Below are 18,161 nucleotides of genomic sequence, written 5' to 3'. Positions count from 1 at the left end.
TTCTGACCATGTATATTGATCCGCAGTGGCGTATTTTAACCGTTGGCGATGGTGACTTATCATTTTCCAATGCTTTATTTCAGCATCATGCTCCGCAGCACCTAACTGCCACTATTTATGATTCACTCAGTACTTTGCAGTCAAAGTACGGTGATGATTTTCATCAGCAATTACTCGGTCGCCATTGCCAAGTATTAACAGGGTTTGATATTACAAAACCAGAGACTTGGTCGACAGTCAGTAAGCACAGCTTTGATCTGGTTATTTTTCAATTTCCATTAGTACCAGGGTTCACATCAAAAACAGAGTTTAATGAAAAATGTGGAAACATCGGCATCAATACGCTCAATCGTCGCCTTTTACGTCACTTTTTGATTAACGCGAGTGAGCAATTATTAGATCCAGCTGGGCCACAACTCTGCTACATCACCAGCAAAGATGTTAAACCCTATTCAGAATGGAATATTGAGCACTCGCTAGTGCTTAATACCGACATAAACTATCTTGGTGAAATGAATTTTGACATTACACGTTTTCCGGGATATCGCATTCGTAATGTCGATCGTGATAAGCATGTTAAAGACACCAAAGGCATTACCTATGTGTGGAGTCCCCGCACTGCAAGTCAGCTACCAGATCCGCTCTGTTCGCAGTTAACACAACAACCAGCGCTTGGTGATGACTGCTGTCATTACTGTCAAGCAGGCCCATTTACGTCAGCAGAACACAAACAGGCCCATGAAGCCTCCCGTAAACACTTACGGATGAAGGATTTCGAACAGCAATGGCTTGCTGACTTACAAACAGCTTAGCTCCGCCACATCGTCACTCTGTAGATATTTTGATGCAGTTACCTTCGCTTGGTAACTGCTATAAATAAACACCAAAATAAAGGTGATACTTAGCAGCATAATGATCGTGGGAGCAGGTGCACTATCAAGGTAAAAGCTTAAGTAAACCCCAAAAAATGACGTCGATAACGAGATCAGCAAGGCAACGAACAACATACTTTGAAACTTACGCGTCAGTAAAAATGCAATGGCTCCCGGCGCAATGAGCATCGCAATAACCAAAATCATCCCAACTGCTTTCAGCGCACAAACGATAGTCAATGACAAAAGCGATAACAAACCATAATGAAGAATGCCAGTCGGCAGTCCAATCGCTTTCGCATGTTGATGATCAAATACGAATACCAGTAAATCTTTCCCCTTAATCAACATAAAGGCAACCACCAAAAAGGCAATAAAACTAACCTCTAATATGTCACTCCACGTAACACCAAGCACGTCACCGAAAAGGATATGATCTAAATGCACTCCCGATTCAATTTTAGTCATCAATACCAAACCTAAACCAAACATACTCGAAAATACCACCCCCATGACGGTGTCTTCTTTCAGGCGGCTATTGTCCTTAATAAAACCCGTTGCAAGTGCACAAAACATCCCCGCTACAAATGCACCTATCACATAGGGGATCGCGAGAACGTAAGCAATAACAACCCCCGGTAAAACAGAATGAGAAATAGCATCACCCATTAAGGACCAGCCTTTTAATACCAAAAAACACGACAGCAACGCCGTGGGTATAGCAACTAACATCACAATAACGAACGCTTGTTGCATAAAAGTAAATGAGAAAGGCTCTAATACAACGTTTAAAATTGTTTCAGATAACGAATCGAGTAATGTAATCATCATAGCTTCCTTGTCTATCAAGATTTGTTTTCAGATATAGGGTTTAAAAGCGCATTGCTAGCCAATGTTTGTCTCGCCTTAAACCTTGAAGCCAGATAACCATGCTTAGGGGCAAATACAAACGCAATCATAAATACGATGGCCTGTAACACCACAATGATTCCCCCTGTAGCACCATCAATAAAGTAACTAAGGTAAGCACCCACAAACGAACTTGTCGCACCAATAAGCACACTGTAGATAATGACCCGAGAAAATCGGTCACTTAATAAGTAGGCTGTAGCCCCTGGAGTCACCACCATTGCAATCACTAAAAATGCACCCACCGTTTGCAATGCAGCAACAGTGCACGCACTGAGTAACGTAAAAAATAGGATCTTTAATGCGTGTGGATTTAAGCCAATGCTACGAGCATGGTTTTCATCAAAAAATACCACCATTAAGTCTTTCCATTTCAGTATTAATACAAACAGTGAAATACCCGCGATAAGGAGTAGCTGTACAGTATCCTCAGGGGTGATCGCCAAGATATTACCTAAAACGATGGTTTGAATATTCACAGATGTCGGTGCCAGCGATACCATAAACAGGCCTAGACCAAAAAATGACGTAAAGATTAAACCAATAATGGCGTCTTCTTTTAATTTTGTACGTTGGTTCAAAAACAACATAGTCGTCGCAGCCAATCCTCCAGAGAAAAATGCCCCCAACGCAAAAGGTAAGCCCAACATATACGCTGCAGCGACACCGGGTACAATAGAATGTGATAATGCATCGCCAATTAATGACCAGCCTTTAAGCATCAAATACGCAGAGAGAAAAGCGCAAACACCACCAACCAGCGCACTAATAAAAATGGCATTAACCATATACCCATAGCTAAACGGCATTAATAATGAATCTAGCATCGTTCTCTCACCAAAGGGGTTTGTTCATCCTCACCGTAAAGCACAACAGGGCGTTCGTGATCAGATAACACTGTTACCTGCCTTGCATCATCATCGTCGTGTAACTCATCGCCAGCAAGAATGAAATGGCGTAATACACCTCCAAACGTTTTTTGCAGGTTGTCTTGAGTAAATATTTCACTCGTTAACCCTGCACCTAATATCGTGCGATTAATTAATACCGTTCTATCACAAAATTCCGGCACACTGCCTAGGTTATGGGTTGATACTAAGATCACTTTACCTTCTGCGCGTAATTCACGTAGTAGTGCCATGATCTGCTCTTCCGTTTTTACATCAACACCAGTAAAAGGTTCATCAAGTAAAATAACTTGGCTCTCTTGTGCCAAAGCTCGCGCGAGGAACACCCTCTTTTTCTGACCGCCAGATAGTTCGCCAATTTGACGGTGTTTAAATTCGCTCATGTTGACACGTTCAAGTGCCATATCGACCTTGTCATGATCATTTGTTTTTGCCATACGCAACATATTCATGTGCCCATAACGTCCCATCATCACGACATCTTTGACCAAGATAGGGAAATTCCAATCAATCTCTTCGCTTTGTGGCACATAAGCGACTAAGTTGCTTTTTAATGCCTTCTTCACGGGTAAATCTAAAATATTAACAGAGCCCTTAGCCAAGGTAACAAACCCCATAATGGCTTTAAACAAGGTTGATTTACCACTGCCATTGATACCCACCAGCGCAGTAATCGAGCCCTTAGGTAAACTAAAACTGGCATTAAATAATGCAGTATGACCATTGCGATAAGTCACACTAATATCATTTACTTCTAATCCCATCATGATTGATTTAGTCCTTTTGCTATCGTACTTAATGTCACCTTAAGCAAATCAATGTAAGTGGGCACTGGTCCATCAATCGCACTTAATGAATCAACATATAATACACCCGCATAACGACTACCCGTTTCACGTGCGACTTGCTGCGCAGGTCGGGCAGACACAGTGCTTTCACTAAAGATGGCGACAATATTATTGGCTTTCACCTCATCAATAACTTTACGTACCTGTTGAGGCGTCCCTTGTGCATCCGCATTAATTGGCCAAAGGTATAACTCTTGCAAATCGTAATCTCGCGTCAAGTAACTGAATGCACCTTCACTACTCACCAGCCAGCGCTTAGATTTTGGTACCGCTGCAATTTGTTGCTTAAATGGTTCAACAGCCGCAAGGATCTGCGCACTGTAATTTTTTGCATTTTTGTTATAAACAGCAGCATTTTCACTGTCATGTTTAACTAATGCTTGACGTATATTCTCTACGTAAACCAACGCATTAGACGCAGACATCCAAGCATGTGGATTCGGTTTACCTGAATATGGACCTTGAGAAATACCCATCGGCACTATCCCCTTCGTCACAACAACACTAGGCACATCGCGTAGATTATGGAAAAATTTATCAAACCATAACTCGAGGTTTAAACCGTTATAAATGATTAAATCAGCACCTTGTGCACGACGAATATCACCTGGTGTGGTTTGATAGTTATGAATTTCAGCATCTGGTTTGGTTATTGAAGTCACAATCGCAGCATCGCCAGCAACGTTTCTAGCCATATCAGCAATCACGGTGAACGTAGTAACAACTTTAAATGGCTTTGCCACTGTTGAAGACGAACCAGCCCAAACTGTGGTAGATAAAATAAATGAGAAGAAAAGTAATAGTGATGTTGTAAAACGAAACTGATAGAGCATGTTTATTCCTTGTTAATATTGATCCTATGCAGACAATACTAACAAGGAATAAAAAACATCTCAATACAAATGAGAATTATTATCATTTAATTATTTCTAATGCGAGGTTTGATAATAAACCAAACAACACCAATCAATTGATACTGACTGACAGGCCCCATTTCAAGCATAGATACACTACTTTCATGCTCTCCACGTAACCATAAAAACCCTTGTTCATCAATATGATCAAGGGTTTTTATTATGTCGCCATAACGCGTATGACGAACTTTAATAATCTGTTCTGGCTTTACTGATAACAAGGAAAGCCAGCCATTAACCAGCACATAACTTCCTTCGGGGATACAAGGTGACATACTTGTTCCCCGCACTCGGCTAATATGAAAACCTAACAATCTAGCTTTGGATAAATAAGTTGTTGTGCTGGCGGATATGGCGATGTGGCAGTAAAGGTATCGATGCCTTTTGTTGCCCAAAATATTTCAGCAAATCGATTTACTTTTTCCAGTAAATCCAACGTCGCCTCTTTATCAATATGTTGCTTCGCTTTTGATGCCGCAAGCATAATACTGTGTGTCAGTGCGTGTAACTCTGGAAACTGGTCCAATTGCGGTTGTTTAATATAGTCGCCCCAAATAACCCTAATTTCTTCTTTAACTTTTAAACCATGTACTTCTTTTTCGGTGATCAAACGACTAAATTGCGCTTGATCATTTAAACTAAACGAATCTTTGCAGCCAAATTCATCTAACAAATCAACCATACGTATCATAGTGAGAACAGCTAACTGTGCCGAGATTGGATCATAAATCTTACATGGAATATCACAATGGGCCGATACTTGGCTAAATGACAGTTTCTTATCCATCGCTGAAACAAGTTTGAATAACATATATTTCCCCTACTTTTTTGTTGTTTTGTTACGATTAGCACGACGAATAACAATCGCTGCATATCCAGCCGCTAATACAATTGGTGCAATCCAAGTGAGATGAATTAATCCAGATAACGGATCACTGTGATCATGTCCTGAATGTGCCAAAACCAACGGACTGGCTAGAGTAAGGGTTAAAGTAGTTAATACTTTATTTACGGTGAGAGATTGAGTCATAAACATCCTGTTTAATTGTGATTAATTACACCTAAATGATAATAAGTCTCATTTATATTTCAATTCATTTACGATGTAAAGAGATATTTATGCAAAATATAAAAAACCATACTTACTTGATCCACTGCAATCAAATCGTTAGTTTCGATTTACGCAGAAATAGAGAAGTGAGAAAATCAGCATCATTAAATGCGTTATAACTGTTATTAAATGCGTTATAACTGTTATTAACCCCCTTTCTATTTTTAAAAATACAAAAAAAACCATGCAAACAACAAAACAGATCATGACTATTGAAGATAAAATAAAACAATTAAACAGTGTTTCCGCGTTATTAGATTTTTTTGATATCGGCTTCGATAGTGGATTAATTCATGAGTGGCAAAGCGATCTACTTAAGCGATTTAATGGCTATGTCATATTAACAAAACCAGAAGATTGGTTTGATTATCGTCGCTGCTTAAAGAATGCGTATTGTAAGGTTCAACGTGGACGATTAGATCGGACTAGCAAAACACGTTCCGCTTGTCGCGGCTGTACTTCTTGTGAAAGGCGTTAACTTGCAAGCTATACTTTACTAGTATCAATCAACTAATAAGTGGAGCTAGTCATGTTTTTTAAGCATAGAGGCAATAACGATATGATAGAGGTGATAGGACAAGATGATCTTACTAATCTATTTCATAATACAGTATTAGGTCGTTATCAAGTTGGTGAAGAACAGCAAGATCCTGAATCGTTTAATAAGTCAGATTTACTCTTCCTATCAGGTGAAGAACTACCTCGTTGTTGGACTGATCCCCATTACCGACAACACAATCACTAATTTAGGCGGGAACAACCTTGTTCCCGCACTATCTATATCCAAATCTCGATACAAGCTAGCCGTTATAAACTATCTATTACAAACTATCTATTACAAACTAGGCGTCATTGCTGCATCGTTAGAGAAACGACGACGAACCCATAAAATACTAATAACCACTAAGATAGCAGCCACCAGCATGACAGAGCCCAAGTTAAATTGGTCTTTCGCCCCCATTAACGAGGCTGATAAGGTCACAAGTCCGGCACCTAAGTTTTGCATACCGCCCAATAACGCCCCCGCCGTACCAGCATGATGAGGAAAAGGTTGAATTGCAGCAGTTGTCGCTGCCGGAAATATGATCCCAGCACCAATAAATGAAACAAAGCCACCTCCAATCAGAGAGACCACAGTCACCAATCCAGCCATTCCCGGAATAAAGATAATCAATGCTCCAATGATCAGCGTTGCCATGCCAACATTAAACAGGTTGCGTTGACCGATACGTGCAGATAGCGTTGCAGACAACCATGCACCTAATAAATACCCCGGTAAAGGTAATACAAACAACCAGCTTATTGTTGTTGGATCTAATTTTAAGACACTGCCCAATAATACCCCAGCTGCGGCTTCAAATACTGCAATACCAGCAAATGTCGCGATCAAACAAAATATATAGCCTTGGAATTGACGGTTACTCAATACATAGCTATAACTTGTCCAAACTCGTTCATGACGGCGATTTTCTTTAGGTAATGTTTCATCAAACATAGTGAACATCGATAACGTCACCAAAGCACCAAAGATCAGTAGAAAAACATAACTTGCCTGCCAATCAAATGCCATTGATAAGTAACCACCAATAACAGGCGCAAGTAATGGCGAAAAAATAACCCCCATACTCACTAAACTATTTGCTCTGTGTAAGGCCGCACCATCATAACAATCACGCGTGACCGTACGTGACATAGCGCCAGCACAACCTGTACCAGACCCTTGGATAAAGCTCGCTAATAGAAAAAGTTCGAACGATGGTGCAAATAAAGCCGCTAACGTACCAAGCATAAATATCATCATGCCCATCATGATCACTGGTCGTCGACCAATGCGATCAGAGAGTGGACCATAGATAAACTGTGATAATCCATACGGGATCAAATACGCTGCCATAACGGCCTGCAAATACGTAGGTTGAACAGCAAAATCTGTGGCCATTGCTGCAATCGATGGCACATACATTGTTTGTGTCATTTGACCGACAGCAGTCAGTATTATAATTAGAAATAGTAACTTTGCCATATTGGCAGAAGACGATTGTTGTAGCACAACCATACCCTCGTAATAGTATATGAATAAAAAATCGATGTTTATGACTAAACAACGTAGTTATTAGAGTTAAACTCTATTGGATTGATAATGAAAAGATGGGTGACAGGCTAAATCCATATACGCGATATCTTACTCTGCATTTCGGGCGAGATGATAGTCTTGAAAAAACAACATAGCAAGTAATAATAGTGTATTTACACCTTACTTTTTTACGTCCGCTTGCATTAGTTTATCTAATGTATTATTTTTAATGATTCGATAGAAAATTCAAAGATTTGAAATGCCTATTACTGACCGTAAATAGTACCCTTAAGTGATATTTCTAGTTTCTGGCTACCGAAAACTAGAATATATATTAAACTCATTAAAGTAAGGTGGATTATCAGTTAGGTACAGTGAAAATAGTCACTGAGGAGATAGTATGAATAATAGTGATCTAATTTTTATCGCATTCTCTATTATTACTCTAATTAATGTCGCACGAGCAGTGTCCTCATTACGCTGCTTACTGTATAGAATGAAAGATATCGATCCGCTACTCTACCAGCGTGTGAATGGACGTGTATTCTTTAGTACTGAGGGTAACTATACAAAGCAAATGCAACTATTTCATTACATTCGTCGTGATGAACATTTGCATCATTTTGATGAGTATTTTATCTATCGCTGTAATAAGGTTAAAAAAGTATTCACCTTGGCAACCTACTTCATTGCACTTAATATCCTACTTATCCCTGTATTGATGTATCTTGATTTATAGCCAGCGACTCAAAGCGAGTATGCTTAAACGCCTAGACTCGCTACTTCTTAGCCTCTCCTTTCTGCACAGATAAACTCTGACCAGTTACCTTATTTTCAAAAACAACGAGTTGATCGTAGCAATCAATAAATCCGATAGTAATATAATAAATCATACGTATGTTTAAATTTATCATTCGAATATTTTTTGTTTAAACTATCAACTTGTAACAAGTATGTTGCAACGAATACTGTAAACAGGTGTCACCTTATACTCACAATACAACTTAATGGAATAGGAATAATTATATGTTATCGAATGCCGCTGTAGAAAAAGTCGAATTGAATGGACTCAATTGTATTGCTGATTTAATACAAGAAACATGTGAAAAATTTGCTGATAAACCTGCTTATACTTGCTTAGGTAAAACACACAGCTTTAAAGAAATCGATCAACTATCTGCCGCTTTTGCATCTTACTTACAAAATCATACCGAGCTAAAACCCGGTGATAAAATTGCGATTCAATTACCAAGCATTACGCAATTCCCAATTGCTGCCTATGGTGCAACACGAGCAGGCTTAGTACTCGTCAATACCAACCCGCTTTATACACCAAGAGAAATGTTACATCAGTTTAATAATTCAGAGGCAACGGCACTGATTATTCTATCTGACCTGCTACCAGTGGCTGAAAAGGTACTGCCTGATACCAACATAAAGACAGTCATTACCACTCATGCCGCAGACTTACTCGCACCACAGGAACAGGGTTCTGCGCAGTTAAGCACTATCTCACTACTTGATGCCATTGCATTGGGTGAAAGTACAGCTTACAAGCCAGTTACCGCTCATCTTGATGATTTGGCTGTTTTACAATACACAGGTGGCACAACAGGGTTATCAAAAGGCGCAATGCTAAGCCAGAGCAATGTACTCAGTAATACATTTCAAACAAAAAGCCGATTAACCGATGTGATCAGCGAAGGCAAAGAAACATTGGTATCGCCCCTACCGCTTTACCATATCTACGCATTTAACATTACCCTGCTACTTTATTTCAGCACGGGTGCACATTCAATATTAATACCGAACCCTCGAGATATGCCTGGCTTTATCAATGCGATTAAGACGATTAAGTTCACTGCATTCTCTGGCCTTAATACGCTATTTGTAGGTTTGTGTACGCAACCTGAATTTAAAGCGCTCGACTTTAGCCAATTAAGAATTACGACATCAGGCGGGACCGCGCTGACAACATCAACAGCGGATTTATGGAAAGAAGTCACGGGATGCGATATTTGTGAAGGTTATGGTTTATCTGAAACAGCTCCAGTTGTTACCTTTAACCGCCCAGGTGAAACCTTAATTGGTTCTATTGGTGCTGCAGTTCCAGGTACCGAGATTAAATTACTTGATGAAAATGATAACGAAGTTGGTGCTGAACAAGCAGGCGAATTAGCCGTTCGAGGCCCACAAGTCATGCAAGGCTACTGGCGCAGTGATGCCGCAACAGCAGAAGTCATGACAGCCGATGGGTACTTCAAAACAGGTGATATTGCAGAACAGCTTGATAATGGCTATTACAAAATTGTTGACCGTAAAAAAGACATGATCATTGTGTCTGGCTTTAATGTGTATCCAAACGAAGTCGAAGAAATTTTATCAAGTCACACAGGTATTTTAGAAGCAGCTGTCATTGGTGTCCAGTCAGAGAAAAGTGGTGAAGCCGTGAAAGCTTTCATTGTCAAATCTCCACAAAAACAAGATCTTGCTGAAGGCGATGTTATTGCACACTGCCGCGACTTCTTAACCTCATATAAAGTACCGAAACAAATCGTCTTTATAGATGAGCTACCAAAAACAGCCGTTGGTAAAATCTTACGTCGTGAATTACGAACCTTATAAGTGAGCATACCATTCGCTAACTAGTTCAGTGATGAAAGAAATAAAATGGCGACAATTATCCTGTCGTCATTTTATTTTACAACTCAACCTTCGTGTTTAAACTCAATAACAAACATTGCCCCGCCCAATTCGCTGGTTTCAATCCGTATTTCACCATGCATCGTTTTAACAATTGTATTCACTATCGCTAAACCCAATCCAAAGCCACCCGTTTGCCGACTTCGGCTGTTATCTAAACGTGTAAACGCATCAAGTACTTGCTCACGTTGCTGAGGGGAAATACCGTCACCATCATCTTCAACAATAATACGATAACGCAGTTCATCACTTTGAAGACTCAACTTAATTTTAGTATCCGCGTATAAGCACGCATTCTTCACTAAATTATCAACGATAAGCTGTAGGTAACGCGGGTTCGCGTCCAGCATGACTTTCTCACAGTTTGACGAGATCGATACATGAGGATATTGATGCTGAAATTCCACTTCACGGGTTTTCATCAACGCACTTAAATCAAATTTCTGATGAATTGAAGAAGGATTATGCTCTATCGTTTGAAGCATTAATATATCATTCGCTAATGCTTCCATTTCAACCGTATAACGACTCAAATCATTATGTAATTCGGTCGTATATTGATTGTGAGCTTCATCACTGAGCAAGCCCATCACTAATTGGATACGCGTTAACGGAGTACGTAATTCATGCGCAATTGCATTTGCCATTACTCTTTGCTGATGTTGTGAATGCTGTAACGAGGCCGCCATTTCATTAAAGCTTGCAGCCATCTGATTTAGAGGCGCAGGAATTCGATCATTTACCCGAGTATCCAATTGCCCGTTCGCGAGCGCTAAACTTGCTGAACTTAATCGATAAACGTGATTTGAGATATTTCGAACTGAAGAATACAGCACTAATGCGATACTTAAAAAGATAAAGCCTAATAAGAATAATTCCACGTTATCATCGACAAGATCATCAGGTCCATCGATCGGATAAAGAATTTCAGCGCTATCAATAATAAGTAATAACCCATCATTATGCGGCAAAATAACGGCAAGGCGATCATCTTCTTCATCATGTTCGTAAACAAATACGCCCCACTTACCAATACCAGCTGGTAAGGGTGGGTAGTTTTTATTCGGCTCTATGTCAACGACATCCAACAATTCATGCGCTTGGTGATACAGTAATGCATTCTTCATTGAGATATTTTTAATCGTAAAACCGGTAAACCGACTCAATAAATCCACTTCCATATTCCAACGGTCCGTATCTTCAACAAAATCATCAAGTAACTTTGCCGCAAAACTCGCATCATGAACGAAGGTGACGTCATCGAGGTTATCGTAATAATAATCCATAGAAATACTGACAATAACAATGCTGCCAATAATCACAGCAGTAATACTGAGATAAAGTTTGAAGAACAGTGTATTAGCCATATTCCGGTTAATTATTTTATTCAGATTTAAGAACATATTATTGTTTAACAAACAAGTAGCCCTTACAGCGAATCGTTTTAATGATTTGATACGGTGCGATATCATCTTTAATTTTTTTGCGTAAGCTTGATAAGCGCATATCTAACGCTCTATCCAGACCATCAAACTCAATGCCTTTTAATGCGCGATAGCACTCGTCACGACTCACGATGGTGCCAGCTTGTTTCGCTAAGTATTCGAGCATTTCATATTCAGCGCCCGTTAAAATAACTTCTTCATCATTACACTTCACTTGACGCTTTAGGGTATCGATAGTTAAACCACCGGTATGATTCAGTTCATTGTCATTTTTCTTACTTCTGCTTTCTCGACGTAATAACGCTTCAATATGAGAGAGTAAAATATGTGGTCGTAATGGTTTATGCAAATAGCCATCAGCTCCTGTATCCAAAGCAGATATTTCCGATATTTCTTCGCTACAAGCCGTCAGCATAATGATAGGACCGGTATAAGTTTCACGGCTTTTTTGACATACTTCGATACCGTTCATGCCCGGCATCATAATATCCAATACCACCAGATCAGGTTCTAACCTGATGATATCGGCGAGTCCTTCTGTACCGCTATTACTTAATGATACTTGGTACCCTTTACTGCGTAAAAACATGTCGAGAAGACGACAAATCTCTAAATCATCTTCAACAATTAAAATGTGTTTGTTGTCATTCTCTAACATGTTCAAGGAAACCTTATATCATTATAAATAAGTTAAAATATAGCGCTAATATTTACCGTTTAGATAAATTTAGCTTAATATCATTAAATTCAATCGTTTGAATATTCGTTAACGTATCACTACCGTTACGTGCATTTACTCGATCTTGAATCAAGTACCCATCACCATGATGTTCAACATCAAAATCGGCTCTTAATCCATTCACTTTATAGGTGTTTCGACCAGCTTTACCGTCAATGTTATTATCGCCTTGGTTACCCATTAAGATATTATCTTGAGCATTACCAACAATATTACTGTCGTTTGTTCCTGTTAAACGTACTGACGTTAAATACTGTGACTTGGCGGTATAAGGTAAATCTTTATCACGGCTCAAATGGAAAGTACGACCAGCTGCAAAGCTAGCGTCGATATCCATCATTGTTGTTATATACTCAGGCAAGAACTCGTGAACAATCGCAAGACCTTTCTCGTCCATCTCTGCTTGTGACTCACGAGAGTTAGCAATATAACCATCCATGCCTGTATTCTTGTGTTCCCACATACCGTAATATGCTTCAACAATAGTTGCAAAATATTCGTGAGAAGTCGTATAACCAGTTATCTCATCGCCTTCGAACTCCCAGTCATCGAGCTGGTTCTGTGTTGGATTCCAAACGCCACCTTCTATCGCAAGATTAGTTTCTTTTGCAATTATATTTTGGAACTTAGGCATAGCAGGTGCGATACCTTGAGCTTGAGTGATGTGTAACACTTCTTCAAATGTGGCATCACGTCTATTCGATGATTCAGCTAAATAATTACGATCGCCTTCAACAAATATTTCGGTCCCATAAAGAACCTGCATATTATCAAAGATAGGGTCGCTAGTAATGTCGTCATTATTTGCTACCTCCTCCATTGCATCTTCATCATCAAATATGAATAATGCTGCATTTCGATTAGCCATACTATCCGCGATGACGTCTTTATTCATTGCCATTGTGTCAGTTAAAAAAAACTGAAGTGTATTACGTGCTTTAAGCAGCTGTGCTACAGACACACCAGATTGTGAAAATATATGGATCGTCCCATCGTTTGGCGTTTTCACCGCGATATAGCGATTAAACAGACCAGTGACAACCGGACCAAACTCACTTGGTACAGTATAAGATTCACTATCTTCTGTTTTATCAGATGAGCCATTCTCAGTAGAACTATTACAGCCAGTGAGTAATATTCCAATCAACACACCGATACTAACAAACTTACGCATTTAAACCTCTTTGTTTCATAAAAATATATAAATAACTTGCGTATTATATAAAACGAAATAAAGCTTAACTTTAAGGCTCCCTAAGCTTCTTTAAGCGAAGGTAAGCTTGTCACATCAAGTTAGCCGTACTGCCTGGTTCCCGCAAACGACATGAGTGGGGTTCCAATAAAGCATAAGAGATCTAATAGTAATACTCACAAACCTCCGCATATAGACTTCTTATTTCAATGATGTCGAATTACAGCGTCATCATATAAAATGACATGTTATGTTTCAGTCGCATATTTGTCAGGTTTGTAAGGTTTGTAAGGTTTGTCAGTAACAACAAAGCGTAATTCGATATTTTAATAAACTACTGTAATTTTATCAGTGTTCTCTCTCTTAATACCTATACAGACGACATAATTACGCTAAAATAGAATAACGATAAATACAGTGCTAATAACCTTGGCTTTAAATCAAGCTTGCAGATAACAGTAAGCGAACTTGTAGATAAGAGTAAACATGCTTTCAGATAAGAGTAAAAAAGCGATTCGTGATGTTTATCAGAACATCCGTGATTCACTACCTGACTTCGCAGTCCGTCGTTCACAAAATATTCTTGTGGCAGAAATGGCAAAAACCCTCGCAGGTAATTTCGATAAAAACCGCCGTTTAATCATTGCTGAAGCGGGTACAGGTACAGGTAAATCATTAGCTTATTTGATAGCAGGTATTCCCTTAGCCACTGAAGCAAAAAAGACATTAGTCATCTCAACAGCAACGATCGCACTACAAGAACAGCTACTGCATAAAGAGCTGCCTTTCTTTCGTCGTCAATCAGGCCTAAAGTTTGAATTTGCATTAGTCAAAGGCAGACAGCGCTACTGCTGTGAACAAAAATTATCCATGCTTTCGCAAGCAGACGACCAGATTGAACTCCTTGCCGATTTAGCGACAGTCCCTAAAAAACGTGATTTACAGCTTATCAAGCGTATGTTTACCGCTTATGCAGCAGGTAAATGGAAAGGCGATATCGACAGCTGGCCAACACAAATTCCTGATGATATTTGGCAGTTAATCGTTTCAGATCGTCACAGCTGCAGTAAATCATTTAGTGCACACCGTAACTGCCCTTTTCATAAAGCCCGTGAAGCCTTAGATCAGTGCGATGTATTAATTGTTAACCACGCGCTACTACTTGCTGATTTAGAACTGGGTGGCGGTATTATTTTACCTAAACCTGAAGACTGTTATTACGTCATCGATGAAGCACATCATTTACCGCGTATTACACGTGATTTTTCATCTGCGCACGCATCCGTGTTAGGTGCAAAAGCATGGCTGCAGACAATGACCGTATCCATGAAGCAGTTAACCCAAACTATTGCCTCAAGTGAAATATCCGATCCGGTCACCAAACTGCTTAGCTCAATCAATAGCATCAACAAAGAATTAACCAAAATCCACAGCTTAATGTCTGCTAACGACCGCCAGTTTAGTGATGACTCTTGGCGTTTTGCCGATGGCGAACTCCCTGATGCACTAGACGAAAACGCCGCTAATATGAACCACGAAACGAAACGAGCCGTTTCACAAACAGCTAAAATTGTTGATATCCTTGCCGAACAGTTGAAACAAGATCAGTTACCACAAACCAAAGCGAATAAGCTCATTGCCGAAGTTGGTTTCTACTTACAACGCATCGAAAACCTCCATCAAGTATGGAACATGCTCATTAAAGAAACCAAAGGTACTCCGCTGGCTAAATGGGTAGAAAAAAGTGGTTCTCGCCAAGACGATCATATCTTTGCTGCAAGCTTGATTGATGTTGATAGTAAACTCGAACACATGTTGTGGTCACAATGTGGTGCCGCGATCCTAACATCAGCAACACTCACCTCCCTTGGTAACTTTAATTATTTCCGCCGCCAAGTAGGCTTGTTAAATGATGAATCAACACAGCACCTACAACTCAATTCACCGTTTGAATTTGAACAAGCAGAACTGTATATCCCGAACTTAGCATTGGCACCTAACGAACAAGGCTTCACCGAATTACTCGGAGAGAAACTGCCGAGCTTGTTGCCAGATAAAAAAGCATCATTAGTTTTATTTAGCTCTTACCGCCAAATGAACCAAGTGGCGGAAATTATCCGTAGTACGACTAAGCTCGAATTATTAGTACAAAAAGAGAGTTCACGCAGCGAGCAACTAGAAAAACACGCTGAAAATGTCAAAGCCAATAAAACCAGTATCTTATTTGGTACCAGTAGTCTCTCTGAAGGACTTGATTTACCAGGTGACCTGCTCACAAACTTAATTATCACCAAAATTCCATTCTCAGTGCCGACCTCACCTGTAGAGGAAGCACAGTCAGAATGGATAACTAAATCGGGTGGAAATCCATTCATGCAGGTATCAGTTCCTGAAGCCAGCAAAAAATTAATTCAATCTTGTGGCCGATTGCTGAGAAAAGAGAAAGATTCTGGTAGAATTACGCTACTTGATCGTCGAGTTGTTAGTAAACGCTATGGACCAGCATTGCTTAATTCGCTTCCCCCTTACAAAAGAAATATAGAATTTTGATGTTAGAGCTTGGTTTAGAACCTTCAGTTTTTATAATTTTATGCAGCGTTGCATTGGTCGCAGGCTTTATTGATGCGATTGCTGGCGGCGGTGGTCTGTTAACCGTACCCGCATTACTTAGCGCAGGTCTTCCACCACACCTTGCATTAGGTACAAATAAACTGGCTGCGAGTTTTGGTTCGTGTGCAGCAGCCATTACCTTCTATAAAAAGCGTTTATTTAATCCTAAGTTTTGGTGGCGGTCCTTCTTATTTACAGCCATCGGGGCAATATGTGGCACCTTAGTGGTGAATGTCATTAGTACTGCTTGGTTAGATAAGCTATTACCTGTCATCATCATCTTTACTGCTATCTATTCTATCTTTAGCAAAAGCCAAGAGCACACAGGTGAAACCCTGCCTGATGATAATCCTGCATTACACAAAAAACAGGGCTTACAAGGCTATATTATTGGTTTTTATGATGGTGTAGCAGGCCCAGGCACTGGTGCGTTTTGGACTGTGTCGACAATGGCACTATACAAACTGAATATTCTATTTGCTTCCGGTGTTGCCAAAGCAATGAATTTCACCAGTAATTTCACCTCGCTCCTGACCTTTATCTATCTTGGCCACATCAATTGGTACTTGGGATTAAGCATGGGTGTATCAATCATGATTGGTGCCATTATTGGCGCTCATACCGCGATTCATTTTGGTGCTAAATTTATTCGCCCCTTATTTATTACGGTAGTGATCATTATCGCTTGTAAACTGGCTTATCAAGCATGGCTACAATAAGTCACCAACAGCAACAACTAAACCAACTCGCTCAGCGTATTCAACAGCTGAGTGCGTTGAGTATGCAGGTTAACTCTAGCCATACCACAACCATCAACTATAAATTACGTGATAGATTCTTATTTTATCCCGGTCTATTTATCTATCGTAGCCAAGATATACACCAATATGTGAGTGAACTAGAGAAAAATATGGTTCGCCTGCAAGATTACTTTAATAAGCATAACACCCAGTCTAAACAATCACGTTCATCGGTGGCAGATAGGTTATCGATAGAAGCAGTATTATTAGAAAAAGTAGCACATCAATTTAGAGCAATTAATGGGGTATTGCAGCATTGTCATTTTAGGCAAGGCGAAGTAAAAGAAGAGCAAAAGAATTACGATGTTATTGCGAAGAAATTATTACAAAAGTCACACTATTTATATCAAAAACTCGCACAACAAATGGAATATGAACGCCGTTTGCAAGCAATGGTAGATCAACAAACCGATCCACTCCAATCACAGCAAACGAAGCAAAGGTTACAGCGTTGTCAAGCTGCGACAGCGAAAGTTCGTCAGCAATTACAACGCTATGAACAAAAGAAAGACATTAGTTAATTTACACCTAATGATCAATCACTTGAACTATAACCACATGAATTAAGCTTCGATTTGAAGAAGATCCATTACCATTAATTTACGAATCACACTTACGTACATTACGTTAATTTTTGCGATTTTAGTAATGTCAGTTAATGAGTAGCCATCACGTAGTAATTGGATAACCTGGTGTACTTGTTCTTTGTTCATATTAGCCTCAGCGTTAAGTTGTTAATCAATGAATATGGGCTAATAATACCAGCTTGATTGTATTATAATATTTCGTTACAAATTAAAAATCTTAATACGTAATATTTAACTAAAATAAGTACTAAATAATTAAGGATTCTTTATTATGTCGCTAGAAAATGCGCCGAAACATATAAAACTTGCCGTAGACCTTATCCAATTACTTGAAGAAAACCAATTACCTACTAAGACTGTACTGGACGCGTTAGCTATCGTACAACAAGATTTCCAGCGTAAGGTTGAAACTCAAACGGTTAATAGCAACAAGTAACGTGGCTAATAAG

General features: G+C 39.5%; 21 protein-coding genes. 9 read left to right on the top strand and 12 right to left on the bottom strand.

Annotation, left to right across the window (positions count from 1 at the left end; all coding sequences use genetic code 11):
* Window positions 1-8 precede the first annotated feature (8 nt).
* Window positions 9-812 carry a class I SAM-dependent methyltransferase gene (locus HWV00_RS07185; protein ID WP_211685424.1) on the top strand — a complete coding sequence of 268 codons (804 nt, stop codon included), beginning with the start codon at window positions 9-11 and terminating at the stop codon, window positions 810-812.
* On the opposite strand, the gene HWV00_RS07180 is transcribed toward HWV00_RS07185, so the two are convergent.
* From HWV00_RS07180 to HWV00_RS07150, 7 genes are all read right to left on the bottom strand, one after another.
* The gene (locus HWV00_RS07180) at window positions 798-1,703 is read right to left on the bottom strand and encodes a metal ABC transporter permease (protein ID WP_211685423.1); all 906 of its coding nucleotides are present in this window, start codon (window positions 1,701-1,703) and stop codon (window positions 798-800) included. The genes HWV00_RS07185 and HWV00_RS07180 overlap by 15 nt on opposite strands.
* Before the next feature lie 14 nt (window positions 1,704-1,717).
* Window positions 1,718-2,608, bottom strand: a complete 891-nt coding sequence (locus HWV00_RS07175; protein WP_211685422.1) for a metal ABC transporter permease — start codon at window positions 2,606-2,608, stop codon at window positions 1,718-1,720.
* Entirely contained in the window at window positions 2,602-3,456 is an 855-nt protein-coding gene (locus tag HWV00_RS07170) for a manganese/iron ABC transporter ATP-binding protein (RefSeq protein ID WP_211685421.1), read from the bottom strand. The genes HWV00_RS07175 and HWV00_RS07170 overlap by 7 nt, the downstream gene beginning before the upstream one ends.
* Window positions 3,453-4,370 (bottom strand): metal ABC transporter substrate-binding protein, encoded by a 918-nt coding sequence (locus HWV00_RS07165; protein WP_211685420.1) that lies wholly within the window; start codon window positions 4,368-4,370, stop codon window positions 3,453-3,455. The genes HWV00_RS07170 and HWV00_RS07165 overlap by 4 nt, the downstream gene beginning before the upstream one ends.
* A gap of 86 nt (window positions 4,371-4,456) precedes the next feature.
* On the bottom strand, window positions 4,457-4,726 hold the full coding sequence (locus tag HWV00_RS07160) for a nickel-type superoxide dismutase maturation protease (RefSeq protein ID WP_211685419.1): 270 nt from the start codon (window positions 4,724-4,726) through the stop codon (window positions 4,457-4,459).
* 32 nt (window positions 4,727-4,758) lie between these two features.
* On the bottom strand, window positions 4,759-5,262 hold the full coding sequence (gene sodN / locus HWV00_RS07155; RefSeq protein WP_211685418.1) for a superoxide dismutase, Ni: 504 nt from the start codon (window positions 5,260-5,262) through the stop codon (window positions 4,759-4,761).
* 9 nt (window positions 5,263-5,271) lie between these two features.
* The gene (locus HWV00_RS07150; RefSeq protein WP_211685417.1) at window positions 5,272-5,481 is read right to left on the bottom strand and encodes a hypothetical protein; all 210 of its coding nucleotides are present in this window, start codon (window positions 5,479-5,481) and stop codon (window positions 5,272-5,274) included.
* A gap of 265 nt (window positions 5,482-5,746) precedes the next feature.
* On the opposite strand from HWV00_RS07150, the gene HWV00_RS07145 reads away from it, so the two are divergent.
* Both HWV00_RS07145 and HWV00_RS07140 read left to right on the top strand, forming a co-directional pair.
* Window positions 5,747-6,040, top strand: coding sequence for a nitrogen fixation protein NifW (locus HWV00_RS07145; protein WP_211685416.1), 294 nt, complete (start codon window positions 5,747-5,749; stop codon window positions 6,038-6,040).
* A gap of 51 nt (window positions 6,041-6,091) precedes the next feature.
* On the top strand, window positions 6,092-6,307 hold the full coding sequence (locus HWV00_RS07140; RefSeq protein WP_211685415.1) for an acetyltransferase: 216 nt from the start codon (window positions 6,092-6,094) through the stop codon (window positions 6,305-6,307).
* 90 nt (window positions 6,308-6,397) lie between these two features.
* On the opposite strand, the gene emrD is transcribed toward HWV00_RS07140, so the two are convergent.
* Complete coding sequence (gene emrD, locus HWV00_RS07135; RefSeq protein WP_211685414.1) at window positions 6,398-7,618, bottom strand: multidrug efflux MFS transporter EmrD; 1,221 nt, start codon at window positions 7,616-7,618, stop codon at window positions 6,398-6,400.
* Window positions 7,619-8,036: 418 nt separating this feature from the next.
* Here emrD and HWV00_RS07130 point away from each other — a divergent pair, with 418 nt between their 5' ends.
* Window positions 8,037-8,375: a universal stress protein UspB gene (locus HWV00_RS07130; RefSeq protein ID WP_211685413.1), complete on the top strand. Its 339-nt coding sequence runs from the start codon at window positions 8,037-8,039 to the stop codon at window positions 8,373-8,375.
* A 287-nt stretch (window positions 8,376-8,662) separates the two neighbouring features.
* Window positions 8,663-10,261, top strand: coding sequence for an AMP-binding protein (locus HWV00_RS07125; protein WP_211685412.1), 1,599 nt, complete (start codon window positions 8,663-8,665; stop codon window positions 10,259-10,261).
* Between the two features lie 83 nt (window positions 10,262-10,344).
* Here the strand turns inward: HWV00_RS07125 and HWV00_RS07120 are convergent, their stop codons facing one another.
* Genes HWV00_RS07120 through HWV00_RS07110 form a run of 3 tightly spaced genes read right to left on the bottom strand, consistent with a single transcriptional unit; the run spans window position 10,345 to window position 13,697 of the window.
* Complete coding sequence (locus HWV00_RS07120; RefSeq protein WP_255554949.1) at window positions 10,345-11,706, bottom strand: ATP-binding protein; 1,362 nt, start codon at window positions 11,704-11,706, stop codon at window positions 10,345-10,347.
* 37 nt (window positions 11,707-11,743) lie between these two features.
* Window positions 11,744-12,442 (bottom strand): response regulator transcription factor, encoded by a 699-nt coding sequence (locus tag HWV00_RS07115; protein WP_211685411.1) that lies wholly within the window; start codon window positions 12,440-12,442, stop codon window positions 11,744-11,746.
* A gap of 52 nt (window positions 12,443-12,494) precedes the next feature.
* Complete coding sequence (locus HWV00_RS07110) at window positions 12,495-13,697, bottom strand: hypothetical protein (protein ID WP_211685410.1); 1,203 nt, start codon at window positions 13,695-13,697, stop codon at window positions 12,495-12,497.
* A gap of 504 nt (window positions 13,698-14,201) precedes the next feature.
* On the opposite strand from HWV00_RS07110, the gene dinG reads away from it, so the two are divergent.
* The 3 genes from dinG to priC are packed head-to-tail and all read left to right on the top strand — an operon-like array spanning window position 14,202 to window position 17,646.
* Entirely contained in the window at window positions 14,202-16,265 is a 2,064-nt protein-coding gene (gene dinG, locus HWV00_RS07105) for an ATP-dependent DNA helicase DinG (protein WP_211685409.1), read from the top strand.
* The gene (locus HWV00_RS07100) at window positions 16,265-17,044 is read left to right on the top strand and encodes a TSUP family transporter (protein WP_211685408.1); all 780 of its coding nucleotides are present in this window, start codon (window positions 16,265-16,267) and stop codon (window positions 17,042-17,044) included. The genes dinG and HWV00_RS07100 overlap by 1 nt, the downstream gene beginning before the upstream one ends.
* The gene (gene priC / locus HWV00_RS07095; RefSeq protein WP_211685407.1) at window positions 17,032-17,646 is read left to right on the top strand and encodes a primosomal replication protein PriC; all 615 of its coding nucleotides are present in this window, start codon (window positions 17,032-17,034) and stop codon (window positions 17,644-17,646) included. Before HWV00_RS07100 ends, priC begins: the two co-directional genes overlap by 13 nt.
* A 42-nt stretch (window positions 17,647-17,688) precedes the next feature.
* Here priC and HWV00_RS07090 read toward each other — a convergent pair whose 3' ends face one another.
* Window positions 17,689-17,838: a hypothetical protein gene (locus HWV00_RS07090; RefSeq protein ID WP_211685406.1), complete on the bottom strand. Its 150-nt coding sequence runs from the start codon at window positions 17,836-17,838 to the stop codon at window positions 17,689-17,691.
* 145 nt (window positions 17,839-17,983) lie between these two features.
* Between HWV00_RS07090 and rsmS the strand changes: the two genes are divergently transcribed.
* Window positions 17,984-18,148, top strand: a complete 165-nt coding sequence (gene rsmS / locus HWV00_RS07085; protein ID WP_211685405.1) for a pleiotropic regulatory protein RsmS — start codon at window positions 17,984-17,986, stop codon at window positions 18,146-18,148.
* Window positions 18,149-18,161: the final 13 nt, after the last annotated feature.

The organism is Moritella sp. 24 (genome assembly GCF_018219155.1).
Taxonomy (GTDB): Bacteria; Pseudomonadota; Gammaproteobacteria; order Enterobacterales; family Moritellaceae; genus Moritella.
Note: the sequence above shows the minus strand (reverse complement) of the source record. Positions and strands in the feature narration are given on the sequence as shown.

Excerpts from the sequence above, each read along its gene's own strand:
- HWV00_RS07185 (WP_211685424.1), top strand. The coding sequence starts at position 9 with ATGTATATTGATCCGCAGTGGCGTATTTTAACCGTTGGCGATGGTGAC.
- HWV00_RS07180 (WP_211685423.1), bottom strand. The coding sequence starts at position 1,703 with ATGATGATTACATTACTCGATTCGTTATCTGAAACAATTTTAAACGTT.
- HWV00_RS07175 (WP_211685422.1), bottom strand. The coding sequence starts at position 2,608 with ATGCTAGATTCATTATTAATGCCGTTTAGCTATGGGTATATGGTTAAT.
- HWV00_RS07170 (WP_211685421.1), bottom strand. The coding sequence starts at position 3,456 with ATGATGGGATTAGAAGTAAATGATATTAGTGTGACTTATCGCAATGGT.
- HWV00_RS07165 (WP_211685420.1), bottom strand. The coding sequence starts at position 4,370 with ATGCTCTATCAGTTTCGTTTTACAACATCACTATTACTTTTCTTCTCA.
- HWV00_RS07160 (WP_211685419.1), bottom strand. The coding sequence starts at position 4,726 with ATGTCACCTTGTATCCCCGAAGGAAGTTATGTGCTGGTTAATGGCTGG.
- sodN (WP_211685418.1), bottom strand. The coding sequence starts at position 5,262 with ATGTTATTCAAACTTGTTTCAGCGATGGATAAGAAACTGTCATTTAGC.
- HWV00_RS07150 (WP_211685417.1), bottom strand. The coding sequence starts at position 5,481 with ATGACTCAATCTCTCACCGTAAATAAAGTATTAACTACTTTAACCCTT.
- HWV00_RS07145 (WP_211685416.1), top strand. The coding sequence starts at position 5,747 with ATGCAAACAACAAAACAGATCATGACTATTGAAGATAAAATAAAACAA.
- HWV00_RS07140 (WP_211685415.1), top strand. The coding sequence starts at position 6,092 with ATGTTTTTTAAGCATAGAGGCAATAACGATATGATAGAGGTGATAGGA.
- emrD (WP_211685414.1), bottom strand. The coding sequence starts at position 7,618 with ATGGTTGTGCTACAACAATCGTCTTCTGCCAATATGGCAAAGTTACTA.
- HWV00_RS07130 (WP_211685413.1), top strand. The coding sequence starts at position 8,037 with ATGAATAATAGTGATCTAATTTTTATCGCATTCTCTATTATTACTCTA.
- HWV00_RS07125 (WP_211685412.1), top strand. The coding sequence starts at position 8,663 with ATGTTATCGAATGCCGCTGTAGAAAAAGTCGAATTGAATGGACTCAAT.
- HWV00_RS07120 (WP_255554949.1), bottom strand. The coding sequence starts at position 11,706 with ATGGCTAATACACTGTTCTTCAAACTTTATCTCAGTATTACTGCTGTG.
- HWV00_RS07115 (WP_211685411.1), bottom strand. The coding sequence starts at position 12,442 with ATGTTAGAGAATGACAACAAACACATTTTAATTGTTGAAGATGATTTA.
- HWV00_RS07110 (WP_211685410.1), bottom strand. The coding sequence starts at position 13,697 with ATGCGTAAGTTTGTTAGTATCGGTGTGTTGATTGGAATATTACTCACT.
- dinG (WP_211685409.1), top strand. The coding sequence starts at position 14,202 with ATGCTTTCAGATAAGAGTAAAAAAGCGATTCGTGATGTTTATCAGAAC.
- HWV00_RS07100 (WP_211685408.1), top strand. The coding sequence starts at position 16,265 with ATGTTAGAGCTTGGTTTAGAACCTTCAGTTTTTATAATTTTATGCAGC.
- priC (WP_211685407.1), top strand. The coding sequence starts at position 17,032 with ATGGCTACAATAAGTCACCAACAGCAACAACTAAACCAACTCGCTCAG.
- HWV00_RS07090 (WP_211685406.1), bottom strand. The coding sequence starts at position 17,838 with ATGAACAAAGAACAAGTACACCAGGTTATCCAATTACTACGTGATGGC.
- rsmS (WP_211685405.1), top strand. The coding sequence starts at position 17,984 with ATGTCGCTAGAAAATGCGCCGAAACATATAAAACTTGCCGTAGACCTT.